21 protein-coding genes are annotated in these 21,896 nt (G+C 60.3%); 13 read left to right on the top strand and 8 right to left on the bottom strand.

Features of this window, described 5'->3' with window-relative positions; translation table 11 throughout:
* The first annotated feature begins 1,244 nt into the window (after window positions 1–1,244).
* The 5 genes from NW812_RS00380 to NW812_RS00400 all read left to right on the top strand — a co-directional run bounded on the left by NW812_RS00380 (window position 1,245) and on the right by NW812_RS00400 (window position 5,407).
* Window positions 1,245–2,861: a helicase HerA domain-containing protein gene (locus NW812_RS00380; protein ID WP_414393062.1), complete on the top strand. Its 1,617-nt coding sequence runs from the start codon at window positions 1,245–1,247 to the stop codon at window positions 2,859–2,861.
* Between the two features lie 178 nt (window positions 2,862–3,039).
* Complete coding sequence (locus tag NW812_RS00385) at window positions 3,040–3,930, top strand: hypothetical protein (protein WP_414393064.1); 891 nt, start codon at window positions 3,040–3,042, stop codon at window positions 3,928–3,930.
* 92 nt (window positions 3,931–4,022) lie between these two features.
* Window positions 4,023–4,289, top strand: coding sequence for a hypothetical protein (locus NW812_RS00390; RefSeq protein ID WP_414393065.1), 267 nt, complete (start codon window positions 4,023–4,025; stop codon window positions 4,287–4,289).
* A 20-nt stretch (window positions 4,290–4,309) separates the two neighbouring features.
* On the top strand, window positions 4,310–5,017 hold the full coding sequence (locus NW812_RS00395) for an energy-coupling factor ABC transporter ATP-binding protein (protein ID WP_414393067.1): 708 nt from the start codon (window positions 4,310–4,312) through the stop codon (window positions 5,015–5,017).
* Between the two features lie 177 nt (window positions 5,018–5,194).
* Window positions 5,195–5,407, top strand: a complete 213-nt coding sequence (locus tag NW812_RS00400; RefSeq protein WP_414393069.1) for a CP12 domain-containing protein — start codon at window positions 5,195–5,197, stop codon at window positions 5,405–5,407.
* Between the two features lie 58 nt (window positions 5,408–5,465).
* On the opposite strand, the gene NW812_RS00405 is transcribed toward NW812_RS00400, so the two are convergent.
* The gene (locus NW812_RS00405; RefSeq protein WP_414393070.1) at window positions 5,466–6,269 is read right to left on the bottom strand and encodes an FTR1 family protein; all 804 of its coding nucleotides are present in this window, start codon (window positions 6,267–6,269) and stop codon (window positions 5,466–5,468) included.
* A gap of 27 nt (window positions 6,270–6,296) precedes the next feature.
* Window positions 6,297–6,707, bottom strand: coding sequence for a peptide-methionine (R)-S-oxide reductase MsrB (gene msrB / locus NW812_RS00410; protein ID WP_414393072.1), 411 nt, complete (start codon window positions 6,705–6,707; stop codon window positions 6,297–6,299).
* A 171-nt stretch (window positions 6,708–6,878) separates the two neighbouring features.
* Between msrB and ndhN the strand changes: the two genes are divergently transcribed.
* From ndhN to NW812_RS00425, 3 genes are read left to right on the top strand one after another with little or no spacing between them, the layout of a single operon-like run.
* The gene (gene ndhN / locus NW812_RS00415; RefSeq protein WP_414393074.1) at window positions 6,879–7,334 is read left to right on the top strand and encodes an NAD(P)H-quinone oxidoreductase subunit N; all 456 of its coding nucleotides are present in this window, start codon (window positions 6,879–6,881) and stop codon (window positions 7,332–7,334) included.
* 53 nt (window positions 7,335–7,387) lie between these two features.
* Window positions 7,388–8,392, top strand: a complete 1,005-nt coding sequence (locus NW812_RS00420) for an LdpA C-terminal domain-containing domain (RefSeq protein WP_414393076.1) — start codon at window positions 7,388–7,390, stop codon at window positions 8,390–8,392.
* Between the two features lie 15 nt (window positions 8,393–8,407).
* The gene (locus NW812_RS00425; protein WP_414393078.1) at window positions 8,408–10,210 is read left to right on the top strand and encodes a R3H domain-containing nucleic acid-binding protein; all 1,803 of its coding nucleotides are present in this window, start codon (window positions 8,408–8,410) and stop codon (window positions 10,208–10,210) included.
* Here NW812_RS00425 and NW812_RS00430 read toward each other — a convergent pair.
* Window positions 10,207–11,109: a 4-hydroxybenzoate solanesyltransferase gene (locus NW812_RS00430; RefSeq protein ID WP_414393080.1), complete on the bottom strand. Its 903-nt coding sequence runs from the start codon at window positions 11,107–11,109 to the stop codon at window positions 10,207–10,209. The two genes, NW812_RS00425 and NW812_RS00430, sit on opposite strands and share 4 nt — an antisense overlap.
* A 174-nt stretch (window positions 11,110–11,283) precedes the next feature.
* On the opposite strand from NW812_RS00430, the gene NW812_RS00435 reads away from it, so the two are divergent.
* The gene (locus tag NW812_RS00435; protein WP_414393777.1) at window positions 11,284–12,045 is read left to right on the top strand and encodes a response regulator; all 762 of its coding nucleotides are present in this window, start codon (window positions 11,284–11,286) and stop codon (window positions 12,043–12,045) included.
* Here NW812_RS00435 and NW812_RS00440 read toward each other — a convergent pair.
* The 3 genes from NW812_RS00440 to NW812_RS00450 form a co-directional block, all read right to left on the bottom strand.
* Complete coding sequence (locus NW812_RS00440) at window positions 12,042–13,379, bottom strand: CCA tRNA nucleotidyltransferase (protein WP_414393082.1); 1,338 nt, start codon at window positions 13,377–13,379, stop codon at window positions 12,042–12,044. The two genes, NW812_RS00435 and NW812_RS00440, sit on opposite strands and share 4 nt — an antisense overlap.
* A gap of 140 nt (window positions 13,380–13,519) precedes the next feature.
* Window positions 13,520–14,545, bottom strand: a complete 1,026-nt coding sequence (gene hemH / locus NW812_RS00445) for a ferrochelatase (protein WP_414393084.1) — start codon at window positions 14,543–14,545, stop codon at window positions 13,520–13,522.
* Between the two features lie 124 nt (window positions 14,546–14,669).
* A complete protein-coding gene (locus tag NW812_RS00450; RefSeq protein WP_414393085.1) occupies window positions 14,670–15,152 on the bottom strand; it encodes a hypothetical protein in 483 nt (160 codons plus the stop codon).
* Between the two features lie 273 nt (window positions 15,153–15,425).
* On the opposite strand from NW812_RS00450, the gene NW812_RS00455 reads away from it, so the two are divergent.
* The 3 genes from NW812_RS00455 to NW812_RS00465 all read left to right on the top strand — a co-directional run bounded on the left by NW812_RS00455 (window position 15,426) and on the right by NW812_RS00465 (window position 18,763).
* On the top strand, window positions 15,426–15,941 hold the full coding sequence (locus tag NW812_RS00455) for a Tic20 family protein (protein WP_414393086.1): 516 nt from the start codon (window positions 15,426–15,428) through the stop codon (window positions 15,939–15,941).
* Between the two features lie 127 nt (window positions 15,942–16,068).
* Complete coding sequence (locus NW812_RS00460) at window positions 16,069–17,883, top strand: hypothetical protein (RefSeq protein ID WP_414393088.1); 1,815 nt, start codon at window positions 16,069–16,071, stop codon at window positions 17,881–17,883.
* Between the two features lie 253 nt (window positions 17,884–18,136).
* Window positions 18,137–18,763, top strand: a complete 627-nt coding sequence (locus NW812_RS00465) for a GerMN domain-containing protein (protein ID WP_414393089.1) — start codon at window positions 18,137–18,139, stop codon at window positions 18,761–18,763.
* Window positions 18,764–18,884: 121 nt separating this feature from the next.
* Here the strand turns inward: NW812_RS00465 and NW812_RS00470 are convergent, their stop codons facing one another.
* Together NW812_RS00470 and NW812_RS00475 are read right to left on the bottom strand one after the other, a co-directional pair.
* Window positions 18,885–19,766 (bottom strand): arginase family protein, encoded by an 882-nt coding sequence (locus tag NW812_RS00470; RefSeq protein ID WP_414393091.1) that lies wholly within the window; start codon window positions 19,764–19,766, stop codon window positions 18,885–18,887.
* A gap of 33 nt (window positions 19,767–19,799) precedes the next feature.
* Window positions 19,800–21,533 carry a phospholipase D-like domain-containing protein gene (locus NW812_RS00475; protein WP_414393093.1) on the bottom strand — a complete coding sequence of 578 codons (1,734 nt, stop codon included), beginning with the start codon at window positions 21,531–21,533 and terminating at the stop codon, window positions 19,800–19,802.
* 163 nt (window positions 21,534–21,696) lie between these two features.
* On the opposite strand from NW812_RS00475, the gene NW812_RS00480 reads away from it, so the two are divergent.
* Complete coding sequence (locus tag NW812_RS00480; protein WP_414393095.1) at window positions 21,697–21,870, top strand: hypothetical protein; 174 nt, start codon at window positions 21,697–21,699, stop codon at window positions 21,868–21,870.
* The last annotated feature ends 26 nt before the right edge of the window (window positions 21,871–21,896 follow it).

Genomic DNA, 21,896 nt, shown 5'->3' on the forward strand with positions numbered 1-21,896 from the left:
CTAGCCAGCTCCAAAAAATTCTCGATCTGGTCTTTCTGAGAGCTCTCTCTACTCCCAAGCAGGCGAAGGAGATCGCCAGTTTTTCCCACGAATCTTTGCTCGACGTCATTAGACAAACTCTGCAATGGCTATTCACTCAAGATCGCAAGCACACCATCAAGTACCAAGATTGTGTACGAGCTGCCATTCTAGCTAATTCGAATGATTTTTCACTGGCGTCAATAGGTACTAGCTGGATACAGGGCCTAGGTGTGGAATCAGAGGTTGCCCGACAATTCGGTTTTACCAACGCCAGCTTAAATCCTAGTCAAGTTGTTGCAGGGCTTTCTTGGCTGATGAGCCTAAGGGGACCCACTGTAGTTGCTTTGGATCAGTTGGATCCCATTGTTGTGCAATCTCATACAAGTCCTAGTCCTTCGTCATCCTTGCAGGAGCTCTCGCCAGAGACAGAAAGAGAAGCTTCCCAAAACATCATTCATAACATCGCAGGTGGCCTCATTGGGCTACGGGACTGCCTCTCCCGATCCCTTATCATCATCTCGTGCCTAGACCAGTCTTGGGAAATTCTAACGAAAACAGCTGTTAAAACCTTTACAGGACGCTTTGAGCCGCCTTTAACTTTGACGCATCTTCTTTCGGCCAGTGTCGCTGAGGCAGTTGTTGTTCCTCGCCTGCAGGCTGCCTACCACAAGGTGGGCTTTACCCCTCCCTATCCTTCCTACCCGTTTAAGCCGGAGTTCTTCCAGTCCTTACCGGAGAGGAACAATCCTCGGCAGCTCCTCCAGAAATGTCATGAGCACAGGGAGCAATGCCTACGGGAAGGGAGAGTTACCGAGTTAGGTGTCCCAAGTTCTGCTCCTATCACTCCAAGTCTCCCTCCACTGAAGGAACTAGATCGAATCTTTGAGGAGGCCAAGCAAAAGGTTGATATTTCCCCGTATTTACAGGAAAACGAGAACGAGATATGGAAAGAGCCCCTAGCTTCTCTGTGCAACTTTCTCGTCTGGCAGGAAAAGTTGCCGGCTAGTATTGGCAGACAAGTGGAAACTGACTTCCCTGGATCCAGAAGTTTCTCGCCTCTGCATTCTCGCTTGCGGCTAATCTTCTACGAGGCAAACGAGCGGGAAAGGCACCTTTGTTTTACAGCTATTCAATCAACTAATCCTAGATCTTTCCAAACTCGCTTAGTAGCTGCTAGGACGGCAGCCGGGATCGACGCGGCCCTGCGATTTCGCAAGTTGGTAGTGGTGCGCACTACCTCCCTACCAGGAGGCGAACGTACTCAGAAACTGTGGCAAAAGTTCCTTGAGGAGGGTGGGATCCACTGGCGGCCCAGTGAAAGGGAAATCAGGGTTCTGCTGGCCCTAGAGCAGCTCAAATCCAGACCCGATTTTAGAGATTGGCTGGCGGAACGGCGACCTCTTACCCACCTGGCAAATGCTGAGTTGGATTCGGGGCTGGCCAAAATCCTTGCCTGGCTGAGGGAAGGGATCCCGGCTGACTGGGCTACGAGAGCTGAGCCTGAGGAAAAGGGAGTTTCCTCCCCTCCTAGGGCAGGCAACGGCAAAGCTCCTGAAGCCAAGCAAGACTTGCAGCCGCCGAGACCTTCGCCAGGTTTGTTTGTCGGACGACGCTGGATAGCCAACCGGGAGGGTGAGCCAGTTTTTCTGCCCATCGAGGAGCTGGTGCGGCACACTGTGATTTTGGCTGGCAGCGGCTCGGGGAAAACGGTGCTCTTGAGGCGAATGGTGGAAGAGGCAGCCTTGCAAGGGATCCCTTCCATCGTCATCGATGCAGCCAACGACTTGGCCCGGCTGGGGGATCCCTGGCCTGCCGCTCCCGAAGGCTGGACAGAGGAGGATCAAGCCAAGGCAGAGCGCTACTTTGCCCAAACCGAGGTGGTGGTTTGGACCCCTGGGCTGGCGGCGGGCAACCCCCTCACCCTCGCCCCCCTGCCGGACTTTGCTGCGCTGGCCGGTGATCCCGAAGAGCTGGAGCAAGCCGTCGACATGGCCTGGGGCGCCCTTCAGGAGATCGTGGCTCCCGGCAAGACTGTCAGCGACGAGCTGAAGCGGGGGGTTCTTAAGGCAGCTTTGAAATACTTTGCCACCCACCAGCCGGGATCTCTAGCTGACTTTGCCGAGTTCCTTGCGGACCTGCCTCCGGAAGCAGGAGCCGGTATCAGCAAGGCGCCGCAACTGGCGCTGCAGATGGCCAATCTCCTCAAGGCTGCCATGGTTAACAACAAGTTGCTCCATCAACAGGGGATGGCGTTGGATCCGGCCATCTTGTTGGGGCTGGGCTCAGACTACGGCAAAACCCGGGTGTCGGTTGTCAACTTGGTGGGCCTTCCCACCCTGGGGGAACAGCAGCAATTTCTCAATCAACTGGCCATGGCGCTGTTTACCTGGATCAAGAAAAACCCCGCCCCGCCGGAAGCGCCAGTGCGCGGGCTGCTGGTCATCGACGAGGCCAAAGACTTTGTGCCCTCCCAGGGGACTACCCCCTGCAAGCAGAGCCTGCTGCGCCTGGCCGCCCAAGCGCGCAAATACGGCTTGGGTCTCATTTTTGCTACCCAAGCACCCAAGAGCATCGACCACAACGTCATCGCCAACTGCTCCACCCAGTTTTTCGGCCGAGTCACGTCTCCGGCAGCCATTGAGGTAGTGCGCGAGCAAATTGCCCAGCGGGGAGGAAGCGGAGAAGATGTGGCTGTCTTAAAGGTGGGACAGTTTTATCTCTCCTCGCAGCAGCTTCACCCGCCCTGCAAAATCCAAACTCCCTGGTGCCTGTCTTTTCACGCCCCCACCCCTCTAAGCGAAGCTGAGGTGATCCAGCGCTCCCAGGCAGTTAAGCTCTAGGCCCTCATCTTAGCAGTTTTGCCGCTGTTGGCTGTCGCGGCAATCTTCCCATTGCTCGTCTATTCTCACTTGCTGCTGCCAATTCCTGAGGCTGCCTGGCAGTTGGGAGGCCTCTGGAGCTATGCTCCCTTAAGGCAACGTCGGGCAAGCTCGAGCAGGGAGCCTCTGGAGCAGGGCAATGGGGCAGGGGCTAGGAAAAGCTCAGCAGCGGTGGTGGGTGTTGGGTCTAGTGGTGATTTGGGCTTGGCTGAGCTGGGGGAGGATGGCCTGGCCTGCTGCCTCCTGCCAGGATCCTCTCTTCCTCCGGCAAATCTTGGCCGCAATGGGCCGGCCTGAGGTGGTGGTGGAGGAAGTAGCTCTGTTTGATAGAGATCAGTGCCTTGTCCAGTTGGTGTTGGATCGCCGCGGGCTAAGGGGATCCCTGCCACCGGAGATCGGCCAGTTTCGCCGGCTGCGGGCTCTGTCCCTAAGCTACAACCAACTTTCCGGCCCTATCCCCGCCGAGCTAGGGCAGTTGAGGGAGTTGGAACAGCTTTTTCTCGACTACAACCAGTTCTCTGGCCCCATTCCACCGGAGCTAGGACAACTGGGCAAGCTGCGGGGACTGTTTTTGGATCACAACCAGCTCTCTGGATCCATTCCTCCAGAGCTAGGTCGGCTCAGCCGCCTAGAAAACCTCTGCCTGCAAGATAACCAGCTCAGTGGCAGCATTCCTAGCCAACTCGGCCAGCTCAGCTCTCTTAAAGGGCTGTTTTTGGATCGCAACCAGCTTTCTGGGCCCATTCCGCCCCAACTGGGGCAACTGCGCAACCTGGAAAACCTCTACTTGTCAGACAACCGCCTCAGCGGATCCCTGCCTCCGGAGCTGGCCCAACTCAAGCAATTGCGGGATCTGCGCTTGGCCCGTAACCGGCTCACGGGCGAGCTGCCCGGCTTTTTGGCAGAACTGCCGCGGCTGGAACGGCTCCACATCGAGGGCAACCCTGGCCTCTGCCTGCCGGCGGCCCTGTCGAGCTGGTTTGCCGGTCTCAATCCAGGGGATCCCACCTCCGCCCGCCCCTGCCCCTAGCGCTGGGATCTGGGTTTGCCGGCCTCCAGGTCTTCCGCCGACCTGCGATACTGGGATCAGGTGTCCACAGCCCACTACGCGAACGGTCAGCCATGTATACTCTCGAACTGCTCCTGAAAGGGAATCCTGTCCCTATCGTCATCCACCAAAAAGAGGAGGAAGCGGCCAACCGCGCCTATCAAAGTGTGGTTGAGGCTCTTCGCAACGGATCCCCTCAGAGCCTAGAGCTGACCTGCGACCGCACGGGCAAGAAGGTGTTCTTGCTAACTGGCGAGCTGTGTGGCGTGCAAATGACCTCCAAGTCCGGCACCGCGCCCATGGGAGTCCGCCCTGGCTTCTTGGCCCAGTTGCAGGGCTAAGGCCAGCTTCTTAGGGGTCTATGAGTTCCCTCACTGGGAGAGAACCCCCGTTGGCTATCCGGGTAGAGGGCTTGACCTTTGCCTGGCCAGGAAGTCCGCCGGTCCTGCAGGAGTGCAGCTTTGCTGTTCCCAAGGGCCAGCTCTGGATGCTGCTGGGGCCCAATGGCAGCGGCAAATCGACCTTGCTGCAGCTCCTATCAGGAGTGCTCACCTATCCCCAGCCCCTGGCGGGGTTCTGGGAGGTGCGGGGGCGGCTAGGCTACGTGTTTCAGAACCCGGATCAGCAACTGTTTATGCCAACGGTGGGGGCCGATGTAGCTTTTGGTTTGGGGGCAGAGCCCCTTACCTTGGAAGAAATCCAGGAGCGGGTGGAGAGGGCCCTGGAGCAGGTGGGCTTGCGCCACTTGATCCGCCGGCCTATCCACGGCCTTAGCGGTGGGCAGAAGCAACGAGTAGCAGTTGCCGGGGCGTTGGCCCAGCGCTGTGAAGTGCTGCTGTTGGACGAGCCGACGGCCCTCTTGGATCCCGATAGCCAGAGGGATCTGCTGCGCTGCGTCCGCCAGCTGGTGGATCAAGAGGGGATCACCGCTCTTTGGGTCACCCATCGGCTGGCAGAGCTGGAATGGGCAGACGGGGCGATCTTTCTGGCGCAAGGGCAGGTACGCCAACAGGGATCCCCGGAACAGGTGCGGCAGCAGATTAGCCAACTGTTTGGCGGCTTGAGGTGATCCCAAAGAGATTGCAAAAGGATGGCAACACCCTCCGGCGGGGGCTACATAGAATAGTAGGTAGTAGATTCACTGCGATTGGTTGGCCAACGGTATCATCTTCAACCTATCCGTGGACGATCTGCGTCAACCAACCCAGGGGTGAAGAGCCCTGCCGGTCGAAAGGAGCTTGAGAATATGGGACTGTCTGAAGTCATTGCCAAAGAGCTGGAGAACGCGCGCAAAGTCTGCTCTGAGTACGGCGAAGGGGATCCCCACTGCCGTGCAGCCTGGGATGCGGTAGAGGAGGTGCTGGCAGCCCGCAGCCACCAGCCAAAGGCCCCCACCAGCCTCGAGCAGCACTGTGCTGAAAACCCCGACGCCGTCGAGTGCCGCGTTTACGACACCTGATTTCTGGGTTAAAACGCAGCAGCCTGCCAGATCCCTAGGGGCGGGCTCTGTTTTTCTCTCACGGAGAGAGCTTTTGAGCAGAATCAGCCCGCAGCCATTGCCTCATCCACAAGACAAAGGCTATTCCCAGCAGCACCGTTTGCGGGATCAGCGTCTGCCAAGTGGGATAGACCCCCAACCAGCGCAGCTTCGGGATCCCGGATAAGGGGGTCGTCGGAAGCCAGCCTGCAACTTGCAAAGCGTGGAGGCTGCTGCCCAGGAACTTAAAGCCCAAGTAAAAGATCAGCAGGCTTAAACCCCGGAAAAAAGCCCCCAAGGGCAGTTTTAGACCCAAGGGCAAAAGCAAAACTGCCACTCCTGCAAGCAGAAGAGCTCCCAAGCCAATTCCGAGCCAGAGATCCCGGGCCGGCAGGGAAGGCGCCAATCCCACATAGAACACCACCGTTTCCGCCCCTTCGCGAAACACGGCTGTAAAGGCCAGAAAAGCTAGGGAAAAAACCTGACCGCTGGCAAGGGCTACTTGAGCTTGCTCGTGGACGAAAGCTTGCCAGGCAGCGGTGGCCGACCGCCGGTGCAGCCAGAGGCTGATCGAAAACAGGAGAGCTGCTGCCACCAGCCCCGTGATCCCCTCCAGCACCTCCTGGCGGGTGTGGGTAAGTAGCTGCTGGAAAAACAGCTTGACCAAGAAACCAAGCAGCACCGCTGCCAATAGACCCGCCGCTCCTCCTAGCCACACCCAGCGCTGCTGGGCCGACTGCCCGCTCTTCCCAAGAAGCGCCACCAGAGCTAACAGCACCAGAAGGGCTTCCAGACCCTCCCGCAGCAGGATCGAGGTAGCATCCAGGAAAGTGTAGTCCGACATGCTCAGCCGACAAGGCGGCTTAAAGGCCTAGGCGTTGGCTGGGATAAACTTCAAAGCTGCCGAGTTGATGCAGTAGCGCAAGCCTGTTGGCGGGGGGCCATCCGGAAACACATGCCCCAGGTGACCGCCACAGTTGGAGCAGTGCACCTCGGTGCGGGGCACAAGCAGCTTCCAGTCGGTCTTGGTGCCAATCACCTCTGGAGCAATTGGCTGCCAAAAGCTGGGCCAGCCGGTGCCGCTGTCGTATTTGGCTTCTGAAGAGAACAGCGCCTGCCCACAGCCCGCGCAGACATAGATCCCTGGGGCTTTGTTGTTGTAGTAGGCATTGCGGAAGGGGGGTTCAGTCCCTTCTTGACGCAGCACGTAGTACTGTTCTTCAGTAAGCAGCTGGCGCCACTCGGCGTCGCTTTTGGTTACGGGGTAGCTTGGTTGAGCCATTGGTGGTTGCTCTCCTGTCGTTCTCAATTCTAACGCTTCTTCCTGCTCTGCCTCCGCTCTTCGGCACGTCGGGGAGAACCGGGGAGTTTCTAGGAGTTCTATCGGAAACTTCTATCCTCGGCTAGGGGCATACTCCCGCTACAATGGGCGCAGGCAAAGACGGAGCTTCTTATGTTGCTAGTCGGCTCAGGTGCCAAGTTTGTGCAACAGCTCGAGCAGGCTGGGGCTTTGGCCATGTTTGTCACGCCGGAAGGGGGATCCGAAGGACACTACCTGCGGCGGCTGCGCGGGGCCGGCTATGAGGTGGTTACCCTCTCTAGCAAGGGGATTGGGGATCTGGCCAGCTATCTGACGCGCAGCCATGGGGTGCGGCCTGCCACCCTGGGCAAGTCGCAGCGGCGCACCTACTTCTACCCTTCGCTAATTGAGCAGTACCGGGCCACTTTGCCCCCCAAGGCCAAGGGATTGGTCTTTTGGTTTTACGAAGGGCATGTCCTCAGCCGGCAAGAACTTTCCTACTTGGTGAAGCTAAGCCAAGAAGACAAGGGCGTGAAATTTGTGGTGGAGCTGGCTCGAGAGCGGTCAATTCGCTGGCAACCTTTAGAGAGCGCCCTGCAGAGCGCCTGAGGATCTTTGCTACCATCTCAAGTAGGCGGCCTTGCTGGTGGCTAGTTGTACCTGTGACCTTGCCGAAAGCCTCGCTGCACCAGGGCACTTGGTTCAAGCTCATCTGTGGCGCAAGTTTCCACCACTTGCCCTCCATTCGGGAGTTAGCCTTTCTCTACACCCTAGCTGGGGCCGATTGCATCGACGTTGCCGCTGAGCCGGCTATTGTCCGAGCTGCCCAACAAGGGATCCAGCGAGCCCAAGCAGAAGACCCGCAAGCGGGGTCCCCTTGGCTGATGGTTAGCCTTAACGACGGCGAGGATGTCCATTTCCGCAAGGCAGCCCTGACAGAGCCCACCTGCCCTGCCGAGTGTCCACAGCCTTGTGTGGCGGTCTGTCCGCCCCATGCCTTGGTGCCTCTAGGCCCCTCTGCCCGGGTTTACATCCAGGCGGAGCTGTGCTACGGCTGTGGCCGCTGCGAGCCCGTCTGTCCCTACCGGCGCATTGTTACCTCTGGCTATCAGGTGGCAGTAGCGGAGGTCTTGCCGTCTCTAGTGGAGCTGGGCGTTCAGGCAGTAGAAATCCACACCTGTATCGGCCGGCAGAAGCAGTTTGAGCAAGTGTGGAGAGCCCTGAAGCCATGGCTGGGACGGCTGCAGGCCGTCTCGATTAGCTTTAACGATGGTCCGGGCCTTGAGGCCTATTTGCGGGATCTGTTGACCCTGATGGATCCCGTGCCGGAGGTGTTGATCTGGCAGGTGGACGGCCGGCCCATGAGCGGAGATATTGGGGCTGGCACCAGCAAGGCCACCCTAAAGCTGGCCCGCAAGGTGCTGGACATGGGCCTACCTGGCTATGTGCAATTGGCAGGTGGAACCAATGCGCAAACAGTGTCGCTGTTGGATCCCTGCTGGCCAGTGGCGGGGATCGCCTTTGGCAGTTATGCCCGCCAGTTGGTGGCTGCCCATCTAGAGGAAGGATCTGGCCTGACCACAGCGATCCTGTTAGCCAAGCAGTTGGTGCAGCAGGTAAAGCAGCGGCCAGTTGCCCTCCGACCGAGCTGTTTTTCCAGTGCTTGACAGCGTCGCTTGACCATGAGTTTCCCAGCCCAGCCCTTGAACAGGGAACCCACCTCCTTTCCCGGACAAGTCCTCTACAACGACGACTTAAACAAGCTCCTGGACGTTCTGCCCGCAGCCATCCGGGAGCGGCTGCAGCAGCATCCTCACTTAAATCAGCTGGTGGAGGTGGTGCTGGATCTGGGCCGCCGCCCGGAAGCCCGTTTCCCCGGCTTTGCGGAGTACCTCTCCGAGGAAGTAGTTAGCCGCGCCGACCTGGATTTGGTCATCAGCCAAGTGGGGGAGTTTAGCAGCGACAACCGGGCTGGCATTGCCTCAACCCTGCACCGGATTAGCGCCATCCGCAACCGCCAGGGCACGATCATTGGCCTTACCTGTCGGGTGGGCCGTTGCGTGGTCGGTGTCATCACCATGATTCGGGATCTAGTGGAGCAGGGCCGCTCAATGCTGTTGCTAGGCCGGCCAGGAGTAGGCAAAACCACTGCCCTGCGGGAAATTGCCCGCGTTTTGGCAGACGAGCTGCACAAACGGGTCATTATCATCGACACCTCTAACGAGATTGCCGGGGATGGCGACGTGCCCCACCCAGGGATTGGTCGGGCCAGACGCATGCAGGTGGCCAGCCCAGAGCTGCAGCACAAGGTGATGATCGAGGCGGTGGAAAACCACATGCCGGAAGTGGTGATCATCGACGAGATTGGCACAGAGTTGGAAGCTTTAGCCTCCCGCACCATTGCCGAGCGAGGGGTGCAACTGGTGGCCACTGCCCATGGCAACCGCATCGAAAACCTGATTAAAAACCCCACCCTCTCGGATCTAATAGGCGGGATCCAATCCGTCACGCTGGGGGACGAGGAGGCACGGCGGCGGGGCTGTCAGAAGAGTGTCCTGGAGCGCAAGGCTCCCCCGACTTTTGAGATTGCGGTGGAGATGCTAGAGCGGCATCGCTGGGTCATCCACGAAGATGTGGCAGCCACAGTGGATTGCCTCCTACGTAACCGCGAGGCGTCAATCCAAATACGCAGCCTGGACGAACGCGGCCAAGTGGTGATTGTGCGCAGTACCACTGGCATGAACGGACGCTCAAGCCTCTTGCGACCCCAGTGGCCCCCTGCCGACACTGCCCTGTTTGCTGGGGGGGGCACTTGGGGATCCTCCGGCCGCCTGGAGCCTCTACCTTTGGAACCGGTTGCAACCCGTCTGCAGCAGCCTAGCTCGCCCTTAGCGAAGGAGGAAGACTCCTCGGCGGAGCCGCTAGCTAACTCCCAGTCAGAGTCCAAATCTGAGGAGGAAGCGGAGCTCCCGCAAGACCCAGAGGGGCTCCTGAGGATCTACCCCTATGGGGTTAGCCGTTTCCACCTAGAGCAGGTCATCCGGACCCTGCAGCTGCCGGCGCAGGTTACCAAAGACCTGGATGAGGCCGATATTGTCTTGGCTTTGCGATCCCAGGTGCGCAGCCGCTCCAAGATTCAGCAACTGGCCCACTCCCGCCAGATCCCCATTCATACCGTCAAGGCCAATACCCTGATTGCTCTGGCCGGCGCCCTGCGCCGCATCCTCAACATTGAAAGTGAGGAGGGGGCCCAGTCAGACCTGGAGCTGTTTATTCAGGCTAGCACAGCAGAAGAAGCAGAAGCTCTGGAAGAAGCTCGCCTGGCGGTGGAGCAAATCGTCATCCCCAAGTCGCAGCCGGTGGAGCTCCTACCCCGCTCTGCCCACATCCGCAAGCTGCAGCATCAGCTGGTTGAGTCCTATCACTTGCGCGCTCAGAGCTTTGGCGAAGAGCCCAACCGCCGCCTGCGCATCTATCCCAACTAGGCCAGCCGGCAGCCGGCAATCATCCCCGCCAGCAGGATAAAGCCTTGCACCACGTTCTCGCCAAAGATAGCTGGGTAGAGGCCGGGGGAGGAATGGACCCGGTGAAGCTGCCAGGTTTGCCGAGCCCAGAGGCCGGCGGCAACTGCCAGGCTGAGGAAATAGATCGCGTGCAACTGCAGGCTAAGCCCCACCCCCAAGAGGGCAATGGTGGTGCCTAGGAAAAAGAGCCCCACCGCCCTTGGGGTTTGCCGGCCAAAGAAACGGGCGCTGGAGTGGATCCCAGCTCGCTCGTCGTCCTCGCGATCCGAGAGAGCATAAACCGTATCAAACCCTAGAGTCCAGAGTACCGTGGCCAGCCACAGCCAGCCCAGCCCCTCCTCCCACAGGGGTAGTTGGGGATCCTGACCTCTCACCGCTGTCCAACTGATGAGCACGGCAAATCCCCAGGCCAACGCCAGGATCAGTTGGGGCACTGGAAAAACCCGCTTGGCCCCTGGGTAGAGCAAAATCACCGGCACCGCTGCCACACAGAGGGCAAAGCTAACGGGGTTGAGCAACAGCGCTAGCCCTCCCGCACAGGCCAAGCAGAGCAACGCCATTGCGATGCCGACACCAACACTCAATTCGCGGCTGGCTAGGGGGCGGGTGCGGGTGCGCTCCACCAACGGATCCAAGTCCCGATCCCAGAGGTCGTTGATGACACAGCCTGCCCCGCTAGCGGCCAAACTGCCTAGAATGAGAATCCCGACCAATGGCCAAGGCGGCGCTCCGCGTCCGGCTAGGAAAGCTCCCCACAGAGCAGGGATCATCAAAATCAAGCGTCCTGCCGGCTTGTGCCAGCGCAGCAACCGTAAAATTGCTCCGCCAGTAGTCCAGAGTGCAGAAAGAGAAGCAAGCATGCCCGGCCGCGCCAGTGGCTTCGGCTCCACCCCAATCTTAAATCATCCTGAACCAACCGATGTTGGAACCTTCGGGGTTCAACCTGACGTCTTGGAACCTCGAATCGCGATTTGACACCTTTTCTCCTCTCTGTTGGCCAACCCTGAAGTTTGATATCCTAGCGGGCGGCTGCCATTGAGGGTGATGAAGCGAGGCGGAGTTTGCTTTCCATGACCAGTCAACTTCCCCAAGCTAAGGAAGCTTCCCCCCTTCAGGAGACTCTGCTGGTGGTGGAGGATGAGGATGCGATCCGGGAAACCGTTGCCCTTGCTCTGGAAGAACAGGGGTACCGAGTTTTGCAAGCCGCCGACGGTCGGGAGGCGCTAGAGCTGGTGCATACAGCCGAGCGGCTGGACTTGATGATCCTCGATCTGATGCTGCCCAGTTTGAATGGCTTGGATCTGTGCCGGCTGTTGCGTAGGGAGGGTAACGCCCTTCCTATTTTGATGCTGACGGCCAAAAGCAGCGAGACTGACCGGGTGGTGGGCCTGGAGCTGGGGGCCGACGACTACCTAACTAAACCCTTTGGCATGCGGGAGCTGATTGCCCGCTGCCGCTCTGTGTTGCGCCGTCGGCAGCAGGCTTACACCAGCGAGGCCACAGTGCTCCGCTACGGGGATATTTGCCTGTTTACCCAGGAGTGCCGCGTGTTGGTGCGGGGGGTGGAGGTCAGTTTCTCGCCTAAAGAGTTCCGCCTGTTGGAGCTGTTCATGTCCCATCCCCGCCGCGTCTGGACGCGGGAACAGCTTCTGGAGCGGGTCTGGGGATCCGACTACATGGGCGACAGCAAAACCGTGGATGTTCACATCCGCTGGCTGCGAGAAAAGCTGGAGGTGGATCCCAGTAACCCCGAGTATTTGGTAACGGTGCGCGGCTTTGGCTATCGCTTTGGCTAGGTTTGGGAGCTTCTCTCGCGCCAGCGGCGGGCAAAGGAGAGGGCCTCGGCGCGGGTTTGGACCTGGCCCCAAGCTTGGGCCTCCTGGAGCTCTTGCAACAGCTGGCCTACCCAGGGGCCAGGTTGGCCACCTAAGGTGTGCAGTAGGTCGCGGCCATCCAGCAGGGGCACCAGATGGGCCAGGGGATCCTGGGGATCTTCGTAGCGGCTAAGCCAAAGCTGGATCGTTTCTGCCGAGCTGCCGGTGGCTGCAGCCAGCAGGGCTAGGCCGCCAAAGAGGGATCCCGCCTGCTGGTAGAGCCGCCACTGCTGGGGAGGGGTGGGAGAGCTGGCCAAAAGCTTCTGGAAGTGGGGCAGAAGCTGGTGCAGCCTTTGGACGGCCCGCATCTCGGCCCGGCTAAAGCGCAGCCGTTCCAGTTCGGTTTCCACCGTCTCGGCAGGGGTGCCTGCCGGATCCCACAGCAGGGCTGCCAACACCGTCGCCAACAGGCTGCTGCGCCGATCCGCCAAAGGCTGGGCCAGCTCCGCCAGAGTGCGGGGGTACTGGGGTTGCCAGATCTCGGCCCATTGCCAGACGGCTTGGGCCTGGGCAAAGCCGGGGCTCTGGGGGGCTAGGCGGGGCAGCCAAGCCACCAGCAGACCTGCCGCCACGGCTGCCTGCAGGTGGGCCAGGCCCGGGATCCCCGTCTCCAACAGGGTCACCACCTCGGCCCGCACCCGTTCTGCTGCCACATTGGCCAAGAGGGGAGCCCGCTGGCGAATCGCCTCTGCCGTGGCCGGATCCAGCGCAAACCCCAGTTGGGCTGCTTGGCGATAGGCCCGCAACAGCCGCACCGGATCGGCGCTGAGGTTGTCGGGGTGAACCATGCGCAGACACCCCTGCTGAATGTCCGCCCGCCCCCCTGTGGGATCCAACAGTTGCCCCTCCCGCAGCTCCAGGGCCAGGGCATTGCAGGTGAAGTCCCGTTGCCACAGATCCGCCGCCGGGGTGGGGCCCGCCTGCAGGGCTACGTCCACCGTCGCCGCTGTGGGAGGGGAAGCCCCTCCTTGGCCCAGCACGATGCGGGCAATCTGTCGCTCCGCATCTAGCACCACAAAGCCGGCTTTCAGCCGCCGCGCCACCCCTGCTGCCCACCCCACCGGATCCGCCGGACACATTAAATCCAAATCCACTGGCCCCTTGGAGTCTCCAGACTGGCCTCGCAGCCAAGCTAGGTAGGCATCCCGCAGGGAGCCCCCCACCCAGTAGCTCCCCTGGGGCAGCCACTCTTTGGGAAAGGGCAGCCGTTGGTGGAAATAGGCCAGCAGCCACTCGGTCAGCAGGGCTTCGCTCATCGATTTTGCACAGGGGGAAACTTTGATTTAAAGGCTAGGATCCCCAGAGCACAAGTACTTGGCCAGGCCGTGCCTGCACCTAACCGCTGGGCAAAAACAGGTGCTAACTGTGGCCTGCCCCCCGCCTAGAGTCCTTTTGCCTAACGCTCCAGCAGCGAGCTGCCCACCGCAGCCGGCACAAAAGCAGGTGCTGAGGGAACCAGATGGGGCTGCACCAGAGCTGCCAGGCCAGCAATAAATAGCGGGTCGGCGTTCAAGGCGGGCACACGGCGAAAATCGCGGATCCCAGCCCGGTGGGCCAGCTCTCGATACTCGATGTCAATCTCTTGCAGGGTCTCGATGTGCTCTGAGACAAAGCTAATCGGCACCACCAGCAGTTGCTTTACTCCCCGCGCGCCTAGCTCTGGGATTACTCTCTCGGTGTAGGGCTGCAGCCAGCGCAGCGAGCCCACCCGGCTCTGGTAGGAGAGCGTGTAGCCATTTGGGCGTCCCACCTGGCGCCAGATGAGCTCGACGCAGGCCTCCATCTCTTGCTGGTAGGGATCCCCGGCCTGGGTGACGTAGCTTTCGGGAATGCCGTGAGCGCTAAAGAGCACATGCACTTCTAGGGGATCCTCGAAGGCGTCCAACTGCTCCCGGATGGCCCTAGCCATGGCCTGGACATACTGGGGCTGATCGTACCAGGAACAGATCTGGCGGCGCTCGATGCGGGCCAGCTCTGGGTCTTCGGCCCAGAGGCGATCCAGGAGCTTGAAGCTGGAGCCAGTTGTGCTGATGGAGTACTGCGGGTACAGCGGCAGCACCACCAGGCGGGTGATCCCGTCCGACTTGATCTGCTGCACCACAGACTCAATGAGCGGGTGCCAGTAGCGCATGGCGACATACACTGGCACGTCGTAGCCCGCCGCCACCAGTTGGGCCTGCAGCTTTCGGGCCTGTTCAGCGGTGATGCGCCGCAAAGGAGATCCCCCCCCGATGGCAGCGTAGTTGCGCCGGGATTTGGGCGCTCGCAGGATGGAGATGGCCCAGGCAAATGCCCCCTGCAAAAAGGGAAAGGGCAGCCGGATGAGCTCCGGATCGGCAAAGAGGTTGTAGAGAAAGGGCTGCACATCAGCCTGCGTTTCTGGCCCCCCCAAGTTCAGCAGGAGCACGCCGCATTTGGACATAACAAGCTCAATGACCTTCCTTATCCACTGTAGAAGGTCTTAGCCCCTAGCGAGAAAGGAATTCTCAGCTTTCCGTGGGTCGGATCGTCTCCCCACCCTCTACTCCGCTGCTCTTGGGCTGGCGTTAGAACTCTTGGCCGCGGTAAACCCGCTGTAGGGCCGGCGTGACCGAATAGCTATCGACATCGGCCAGGCTCAACTTCAAGCGCAGCGTATTGAGCAGCCTCCAGTAGGGGGGCACAAAAGGGGTTAAGGACTCCGTCCCGCTGACGCGAACGGGAAAGGGTTGATGGGGGAGGGGGTGGGCAACCCTCTCCAGAGGGCAGCCACGGTAGCGGAGCAAGCTAGACCCGACTAGGGAAGCTGAGGATTCCCCTTGGCTGGGATCCACCGTCAGGCCGCGAAACTGGATCTTCCCTGGACGAGAGGCTTGTCGATAGCGCAGGTAGCGACCCCAGAGTTGTGCCAGCCACTCCGGCAAAGCCTCAGGCCGAACGTGGAAGCGCTCCGGCAACAGACGGTCGTTGAGAAAGCCGATGAGCCCAGACCAGGCCTTCCAGAGCAAGGCGGCGACGAGGCGAGTAGGGGGAGAGGATGAAGTTTTCATATCTCTACACAGCCGAGAGTTGGCGTCGATTATACCAGTCCAGAAAGGACTCCGTCCCGCTGCGCGAACGGCTGGAATGCTCGCCCTGAACGTCTTGCCGCAAAAAAAGGGAAGCTGGCTTTCGAGCCAACCCGTGGAGATCCCTCCGTCCCGCTGCGCGAACGACTACAATGGGCCCAAGGCTTGTCTGCCCTTTTCCTCTGGCAAGGGAGCGGCATTGCCCAAACAAGCAGACTCTAGCGACCACTGCAGTGAGCTGAGGGACTCGAGGACATGACCTGGCGCAGCAACATCACTCCCAGCGAAAGGCCTCCGGCCCGCTGGCGCGAACGGCTGTGGGGATCCCTTCCTTACCTTCTGCCTTTGGTATCGGCTTTGCCCTTGGGCTTTGTCCCCTCGGGGCTGTTTCAATCCCTGCCAGGACTGATCCCTATCTTTCTACCGCTACTGCATTTGTTGCCTCTGGTCACGGGCTGGCTGGGGATGGGGCTGTTCTTTACCCTCCTCTTTTTCGTCATCCGCAACGGCCGCATCGCCCACTTTGTTCGCTTCAATACCATGCAGGCGCTGCTGCTCAACATTGCCCTGTTCTTGGTGCAAGTGCTGCTGCAGGTGTTGGGTAGGCTCCTTGGCAGCCTAGCGCTAGGGGCAGTGGGCAGCATTTTGGCCAACACTGCCCTTCTGGGAGTGATGGCTGTTACTCTCTACGCTTGGTCCCAGAACCTGCGTGGCCGCTACGCCGAGGTGCCGGTGCTCTCTGAGGCTGCCTATGCTTGGATTCGCTATTAGTTCCCGGCAAAGAGGGAGGTAGGCCCAAGGCTGTCTGGCTAACGCCTGCTACAGAAGCTGGAAGTTGACCTGCGGCCTGGAGCTATCGAAAACATCTGCCCGGTGCGCGAAAGGCGGGCTCTTGGAAATGGTGAAAGCGTTACGCCAACCGGGGTTGTTGGTCGGGCTTGCGCTGCTGGCCGGAGTGTTGGCCCTGCTCTGGCCAATGCTGCAGCAAGGCTATCCCATGACTCACTCCACCCACTTCAACCTCAGTTGGGCCTTTCAGTATCAGCGCCAGTTTTTCGGCGGGCAGTTTTACCCCCGCTGGCTGGAGTACTCCAACTTCGGCTACGGCAATCCCACCTTTGCCCTCTACCCGCCTTTGTGTATGGTAGCCACCCTGCCCTTTCGCGCCCTGGGGCTGGACCTGCCCGGCTCTTTGGTGGCCAGCATGGGTCTGGCGATGGCGGTCTTTGGGCTGGGGCTATACGTTCTGCTGCGGCAGGTGCTTCCTTGGGCTTTGGCGCTGGTCTTGGCCCTGCTGAGCATGGCCGGCCCCTATTGGTTGGTGGATATCTACCAACGGGGTGCAATTGGAGAAGTTTGGGCCATTGCCGTTTCCCCCTGGGTTTTCTGGGCCTCGCTACAGGTGATTTGCCGGCCTCAGTCCCTCTGGCCGATCGGGGCTTTGGCTCTGAGCTATGGCCTACTGGCCCTGTCCCATTTGCCCACTTTGCTGATTTTTACTCTGGTTTGGCTGCCCCTACCGTGGGTGGTGGGGGGAAGGGATCCCTTCTGGCCCAGAGTGGGACGCTGCTACCTGGGATTTGGTCTGGGACTGGGGTGGGCGGCTTTTTATTTGCTGCCGGCTTTCTGGGATCAGCGCCATGTCCAGGTGGATTTTGTCAACTTTGCCGAGGAATACATGCCCCAGCATCGCTTAATGCTGAGCGGGCTAACTCAGCTTCAGCCGCGCTGGACAGAGCACTGGTTTGAGAGCAACCTGGTCGGGTACTGGGTCTGGATGGCAGCGGTTGTGGTGGGCGTTGGGATCTTAGCTTTTCTAGAATGGCTGGTCCGCCGGCCGGGGAGGAGTTTTGATGCGGCTGGATCCCTTGCCAGAGCTACCTTGCTCTACAGCTTTGGGGCTAGCCTGGTGGCGCTGCTGATGACGACGGATCTGCTGGCTTGGCTCTACGAGTGGTTTCTGCCCCTGCGGCGCATTCAGTTTTCCTGGCGCTGGATGGCAGTGACGGCGGTAACCGTGCCCTGGCTTTTGGGGTCTCTAGCGGGTTGGGGATGGGGGCAAAGGCGCCTGCGGCTTCCCTTGCTGGTGGGGATCGGACTAGCTATGGGGGTGCAAACTTGGCAGGGCTTTCAACTCTTGTCCAAGGCCAGCTTTGATCCACAGCTTGTTCAAACTTTTCAAGAGCTGGCTACAGCTAAGCAGTTTCCTAAGGAGCCCCAAGAGAGGCCCGGCATTGCTTTCTTGCACCTGCACTGGCGCTTTCCCGATGGGCTGGCGCTGGTGGATGCGCAGGAATACCGGCCCCGCCAGGCCACGCTGCCCATGCCGCCCCCGCAGGTGGATCCGCTGCTCCAGTGGCAAGGCGAGCTGGAGGATCCGGCCGCGCAGCTACAGGTGGAAGAGTGGCGCTATGGCTATCGCCGCTTTCGCGCCATCAATCCCACTACTCAAGAGCAGCCCGTAGTCTTGCGCACGTTTTACTATCCCGCTTGGCGAGTTCAAATTGATGGACAGTTTAGGGCTGCCGAACACGACGGGTCGGGGCTGTTGCAGGTACGGATTCCCCCGGGAGAGCATCGCGTGAAGGTGCGCTACCTGGGCACGGCAGCCGAGTGGCTGGGCTGGATCCTGACCGGTGTAGCTGGTGTGCTGCTGGTAGAGCTGCGACGGCTTGTGCGTTGGTTGAGGTTGACCAGAGAAAAGGCGGCGTAGGCCCTGGCGTGCCACTCTTCTGGAGCGGACTTTTCTTTCTTCCTGCTTCCACAACCGGCTACTACCCCCCAGAGGGATCTCCCCCGGCTCGAGCTGACGGTAGTTGCCCCTTGCTCTTGAGAGAGCAAGCTGGGAAAGGATCCCCCTCTAGGGCTGGGTAGAACGTCAATTGAGCTTCTCTTAGGCTTGTCTCCCGGCAGAGAGAGCTTTTCTCCGCTACCCTAGAGCTAGTAAAGCAAAGAGATTGGCAGCAATGAGCCACTACGAAGGGCGGCCTGCCCAACTCGGCTTCCTCAGGGAGGGAGAGCAACGCCCCCGCCGACGACGTGGCCAGGCCTTGCAGGTGGGAGTGCTTGGCTTCTTGGTGGGATTGGGGCTTGTGGGAGGAGCCTGGTGGTACAGCAGGGGGCCGCGGCAAACTTTTTCCCTGTATTGGCTGACCACGGTTGACAACTCTATCCACTACGTGCAGCAGGAGCGCTCTCTTCGCGCCTTCGACGCCCAAGAGGCCATTCGTAGGGCTCTGGAGGAGTTGATCGCTGGACCCAAGGATCCCCGCCTCACCACCGCTATTCCTCCCCAGACGCGGGTACTGGATGTACGGGTGGAAGGCGACGATATCTTTTTGAACTTCTCCCCCGAATTTACGCAAGGGGGGGGATCCACCGCAATGATGGGTCGGATTGCCCAGGTACTCTACACGGTTACTAGCCAAAACCCTAATGCACGGGTTTGGATCTCCGTGGAGGGACAGGCCCTCGAAGTGCTAGGGGGAGAAGGGCTGATTCTTGACCAACCCTTGACGCGGGCCTCGTTCTTGCCCAGTTTCCCGCTTCCGGCAGAATCCAAGGCAGAGCCGTCAGCCGCATCGGCCTCTTAAGCAGCCATGCTCTCTGGAGTGAAGCTGTCTCCAGCGTCCGCCCTTGGCCAACCAACGGTGAAGCTGGGCCAAAAGGTGCTACTGGTAGACCCCACCTCCGGAAGAACACCTGCGAAAGACTTCATAGGCCAGACTCATTTTCCAGCCGCTCGAGACTAGCGGGGTTGGGATCCAGCTTCAGGGAGTAGAGGCCGTAACAGGCCAGCAGCCAATTGAGAAGACGAGCTGCAATGCGGGCAGTTGGTCGCGTTGCCGAGCTTACCGCCACCCCTCCCAGGGAAACGCCGACCACAGGACGAGCAGCGAAGATGGCCTCACAAGTTTGTAACAACCGAAACCAGCTCAGCCCCCCTGGCTCTGGGTGGTGCACTGCTGGTGCTAGCGAGGGATCCAGCACGCTACAGTCCACCACCAAAAACACTGGCTGCTCCGGCAAAGCCTCGACGACCTGCTGCGGATCCCAGGCCTCTTGAGCCCAGAAAATGGGGCTGTGGCGGTCTCTTAGCCAAGCGTAGGCGCGGGCACTGCTGCTGCGCAGCCCCACGTGCACTACCGGCAGGCCGTGCTGGTAGAGCAGCTCTACCCAAGCGCCGTTGCCGTAGCTCATATCTTGATCTGGCTGGGTCATCTCTACGGGGGGCATGAAGTTGGCATGAGCGCTGCAATGCACCACACTGAGACTCAAGTAGTGCTTCCAAAGGGCACGAATGGCCCCCCAACTGGCTGCTAGAACCGAAGGCAACAAGACCGGCCACTGTTGTCGTCGCCAGGCCTGGGTCACTGCTGCCTCACACAGGCCATAGGGTGGCTCATCCATCAGCCCCGGCAACTGCGCCACCGCCAGCTGATCCACATCGATCCCCAAGCGCGGCTCAAAAGCACACAGTTCTGCGCCTGCATTGAGGATGGTCAACGGAGCTTGGGTATCCGGGCCAAAGGCAGTGGGAATGAGGAGAACCCTGGCGCTGGACTGGGAGCAGGGATGGAGGGACCACTGGGCCATAGGCGGCGTTTCTGCTTGCCAAAGGGGGGATCCCTACCAAGTTACTCGACCCCGCAGTTGCTCCATCTTGGCTGGGCCGATGCCCTTAACGCGCTGCAGATCCTCCAAAGAAGAAAAGGGGCGGGCCTCGATAATCCGTTGCGCCAGGTCTGGTCCGATGCCAGGCAACTGCTCCAGTTCGGCTGCCGTGGCTGTGTTCAAGTTAACGCGAGGGGGACTGGGGGTAGCTAGCGAAGGGGAGGACCTCGAGGTGGCCTCTAGCAGCTCCGGCTCTACTGTGGGGGAAGTAGGGGCAAGCGGAAGGGGGTTGGGACAGCGGCGGGCTGCTTCCTCTACTTCCTCCCGCAAGCGACGGCTGGGGCCAAAGCGGGCCTCGGCCAGGAGCCGCTCGAACTCTCGCACAAAGTGATCCACCACCTGCCTATTGCGGATAATCAAGAGGTTTTCGTCGTTGAGGTGGTTGGCCGAGACTGACCAGTTGTGGGAGCCGGTGATCACCGTGGCCTGGGGGGTGCCGGGATCGAGAATAGCGAACTTGTGGTGTAGCTTGTCGCCGGGGGCGAGGTTGGGTATGCCTATGGCTTGGGGGGGCTGCTGCCAGGGCAGGCGGGCCGGATCCAGGCGGCAGTTTTCGTCTGGAAGCGCCAACCCCCACATCTCTAGGGTGCGGCTGTAGTCGCGGAAGGCAAAGCCAGGATCGAACAGGCCGCGGATCTCCACCTTGCGCTCCTGGTGCAGTTGCCGGAGCTGGTTGGCAATGCCGGAGTCGGTAAAGACAAACAGAGCCAGATCCACCCGCTTCTGCGCTTGGGCCAGGGTGGCCGCAATAATGCCATTAGAAGTAGCTTCATAGGGCAGGGAACGGCTGGCGGGGGAAAAATGCACCTCCACGACGGCGTCGTCAATCAACACCGTCTGCAGGGGTCGCTTGCGCTTTTGCACGCCAAAGCGGCTATCGGGCAGCCCTCCCGGCCCGTCCCCCCACATGAGGTTGAACTCCTCCGTATAGATGCGGGCCAGCTCGGGGCTATCCAGTAGCAGCAGGTGGTTGGCATTGCCCACGCTGCCAGGAGCATCGAAATCCCCATGGATATCGGAGAGGGTGAAATTGGCTGAGCCAGTCAGCACCCGCTGCCCGTCGATAACCACGAACTTGTGATGCATCAGGCCGCTGCCCTTGGAGCCGTCGGCGGTGTCGTCCAGCCAGGGCACCTGCCCTCTATCCAGCAAGGCGTACACATCCCGGCTGGCGACCTCCTCGGGGGAAAACCGCCCGTCCCGGTTTACATCCACCAGACGGCGATACTCTTCGAACTTTTGACGGCTGCGCTCGTCCAGCGCCTGCACTTCGGCAGGGGTCAGCCGGTGCCAGGCCCGCACGTAGGTGTTTTCGGTAATCACGCGCACTGGGATCCCGGCCTGCCGCCGCTCTGCAAGGGCCTGGGCGATGAGGGGCAAGTTTAGCTCCTGTACCGCCACATCCACCGACCGCCGAGCAGAACGAATCTGGGAGATAATCAACTCCTCCAGGTTGTAGCCGTAGCGGTGGATCTGGCGATAGGGATCCCGATAGGTGCTCTCGCGGCTTTGGTTAAACGCCACCCGGATGCGGGGGTGCTGCGGCAGAGGGGCCAGGGTGGGCAGCTCTGGCTCTTGGGGAGAGGGCCGAGGGCCTACCCAGTAGCCAACTGCTACCAGGATCAACAGCAAGGCGGCCCAGGGCAGCCAACGGCGCAGTTGCCGCCACCAAGACGGGCTCCGGTTCATCCCCTTTTCCCCTTGCAGCAACCCCCTTCAGAATACCGAACTTTGCCGAAAAACTGGGCATAAAGCCCCGTCCTACATTCGAGCCGTCAACGGCCTCATCTACGTCATCGCCAGAGCTTTGGGGCAATAAGATAAGTCTAGCGGTTGATTGAGGAGGCCCGGCGTGGAACGGCCCAAGTGGGTAGCTATTATTACGGGAGTTCTGGCCATTGCTTTGGGGGTGGGCTATTTGTTGCTGACGCAGCTATTGGATTACCGCGGGGGTAAGTTCTTGCCAGCGCCGTCGGAGCCACCAGGGGTCTTGAGCGTCTTGGCAGGGATCCCTGGCCTGAATTAGCTGAGAGCACTGTATGCTCAGCTACA

The sequence above is a fragment of the Synechococcus sp. O70.2 genome, from assembly GCF_047462135.1.
Lineage (GTDB): Bacteria > Cyanobacteriota > Cyanobacteriia > Thermostichales > Thermostichaceae > Thermostichus.

Excerpts from the sequence above, each read along its gene's own strand:
- NW812_RS00395 (WP_414393067.1), top strand. The coding sequence starts at position 4,310 with ATGAGTTCCCTCACTGGGAGAGAACCCCCGTTGGCTATCCGGGTAGAG.
- NW812_RS00455 (WP_414393086.1), top strand. The coding sequence starts at position 15,426 with ATGACCTGGCGCAGCAACATCACTCCCAGCGAAAGGCCTCCGGCCCGC.
- NW812_RS00475 (WP_414393093.1), bottom strand. The coding sequence starts at position 21,533 with ATGAACCGGAGCCCGTCTTGGTGGCGGCAACTGCGCCGTTGGCTGCCC.
- NW812_RS00430 (WP_414393080.1), bottom strand. The coding sequence starts at position 11,109 with ATGCTTGCTTCTCTTTCTGCACTCTGGACTACTGGCGGAGCAATTTTA.
- NW812_RS00425 (WP_414393078.1), top strand. The coding sequence starts at position 8,408 with ATGAGTTTCCCAGCCCAGCCCTTGAACAGGGAACCCACCTCCTTTCCC.
- NW812_RS00440 (WP_414393082.1), bottom strand. The coding sequence starts at position 13,379 with ATGAGCGAAGCCCTGCTGACCGAGTGGCTGCTGGCCTATTTCCACCAA.
- NW812_RS00460 (WP_414393088.1), top strand. The coding sequence starts at position 16,069 with ATGGTGAAAGCGTTACGCCAACCGGGGTTGTTGGTCGGGCTTGCGCTG.
- NW812_RS00450 (WP_414393085.1), bottom strand. The coding sequence starts at position 15,152 with ATGAAAACTTCATCCTCTCCCCCTACTCGCCTCGTCGCCGCCTTGCTC.
- NW812_RS00385 (WP_414393064.1), top strand. The coding sequence starts at position 3,040 with ATGGGGCAGGGGCTAGGAAAAGCTCAGCAGCGGTGGTGGGTGTTGGGT.
- ndhN (WP_414393074.1), top strand. The coding sequence starts at position 6,879 with ATGTTGCTAGTCGGCTCAGGTGCCAAGTTTGTGCAACAGCTCGAGCAG.
- NW812_RS00400 (WP_414393069.1), top strand. The coding sequence starts at position 5,195 with ATGGGACTGTCTGAAGTCATTGCCAAAGAGCTGGAGAACGCGCGCAAA.
- msrB (WP_414393072.1), bottom strand. The coding sequence starts at position 6,707 with ATGGCTCAACCAAGCTACCCCGTAACCAAAAGCGACGCCGAGTGGCGC.
- hemH (WP_414393084.1), bottom strand. The coding sequence starts at position 14,545 with ATGTCCAAATGCGGCGTGCTCCTGCTGAACTTGGGGGGGCCAGAAACG.
- NW812_RS00470 (WP_414393091.1), bottom strand. The coding sequence starts at position 19,766 with ATGGCCCAGTGGTCCCTCCATCCCTGCTCCCAGTCCAGCGCCAGGGTT.
- NW812_RS00405 (WP_414393070.1), bottom strand. The coding sequence starts at position 6,269 with ATGTCGGACTACACTTTCCTGGATGCTACCTCGATCCTGCTGCGGGAG.
- NW812_RS00465 (WP_414393089.1), top strand. The coding sequence starts at position 18,137 with ATGAGCCACTACGAAGGGCGGCCTGCCCAACTCGGCTTCCTCAGGGAG.
- NW812_RS00390 (WP_414393065.1), top strand. The coding sequence starts at position 4,023 with ATGTATACTCTCGAACTGCTCCTGAAAGGGAATCCTGTCCCTATCGTC.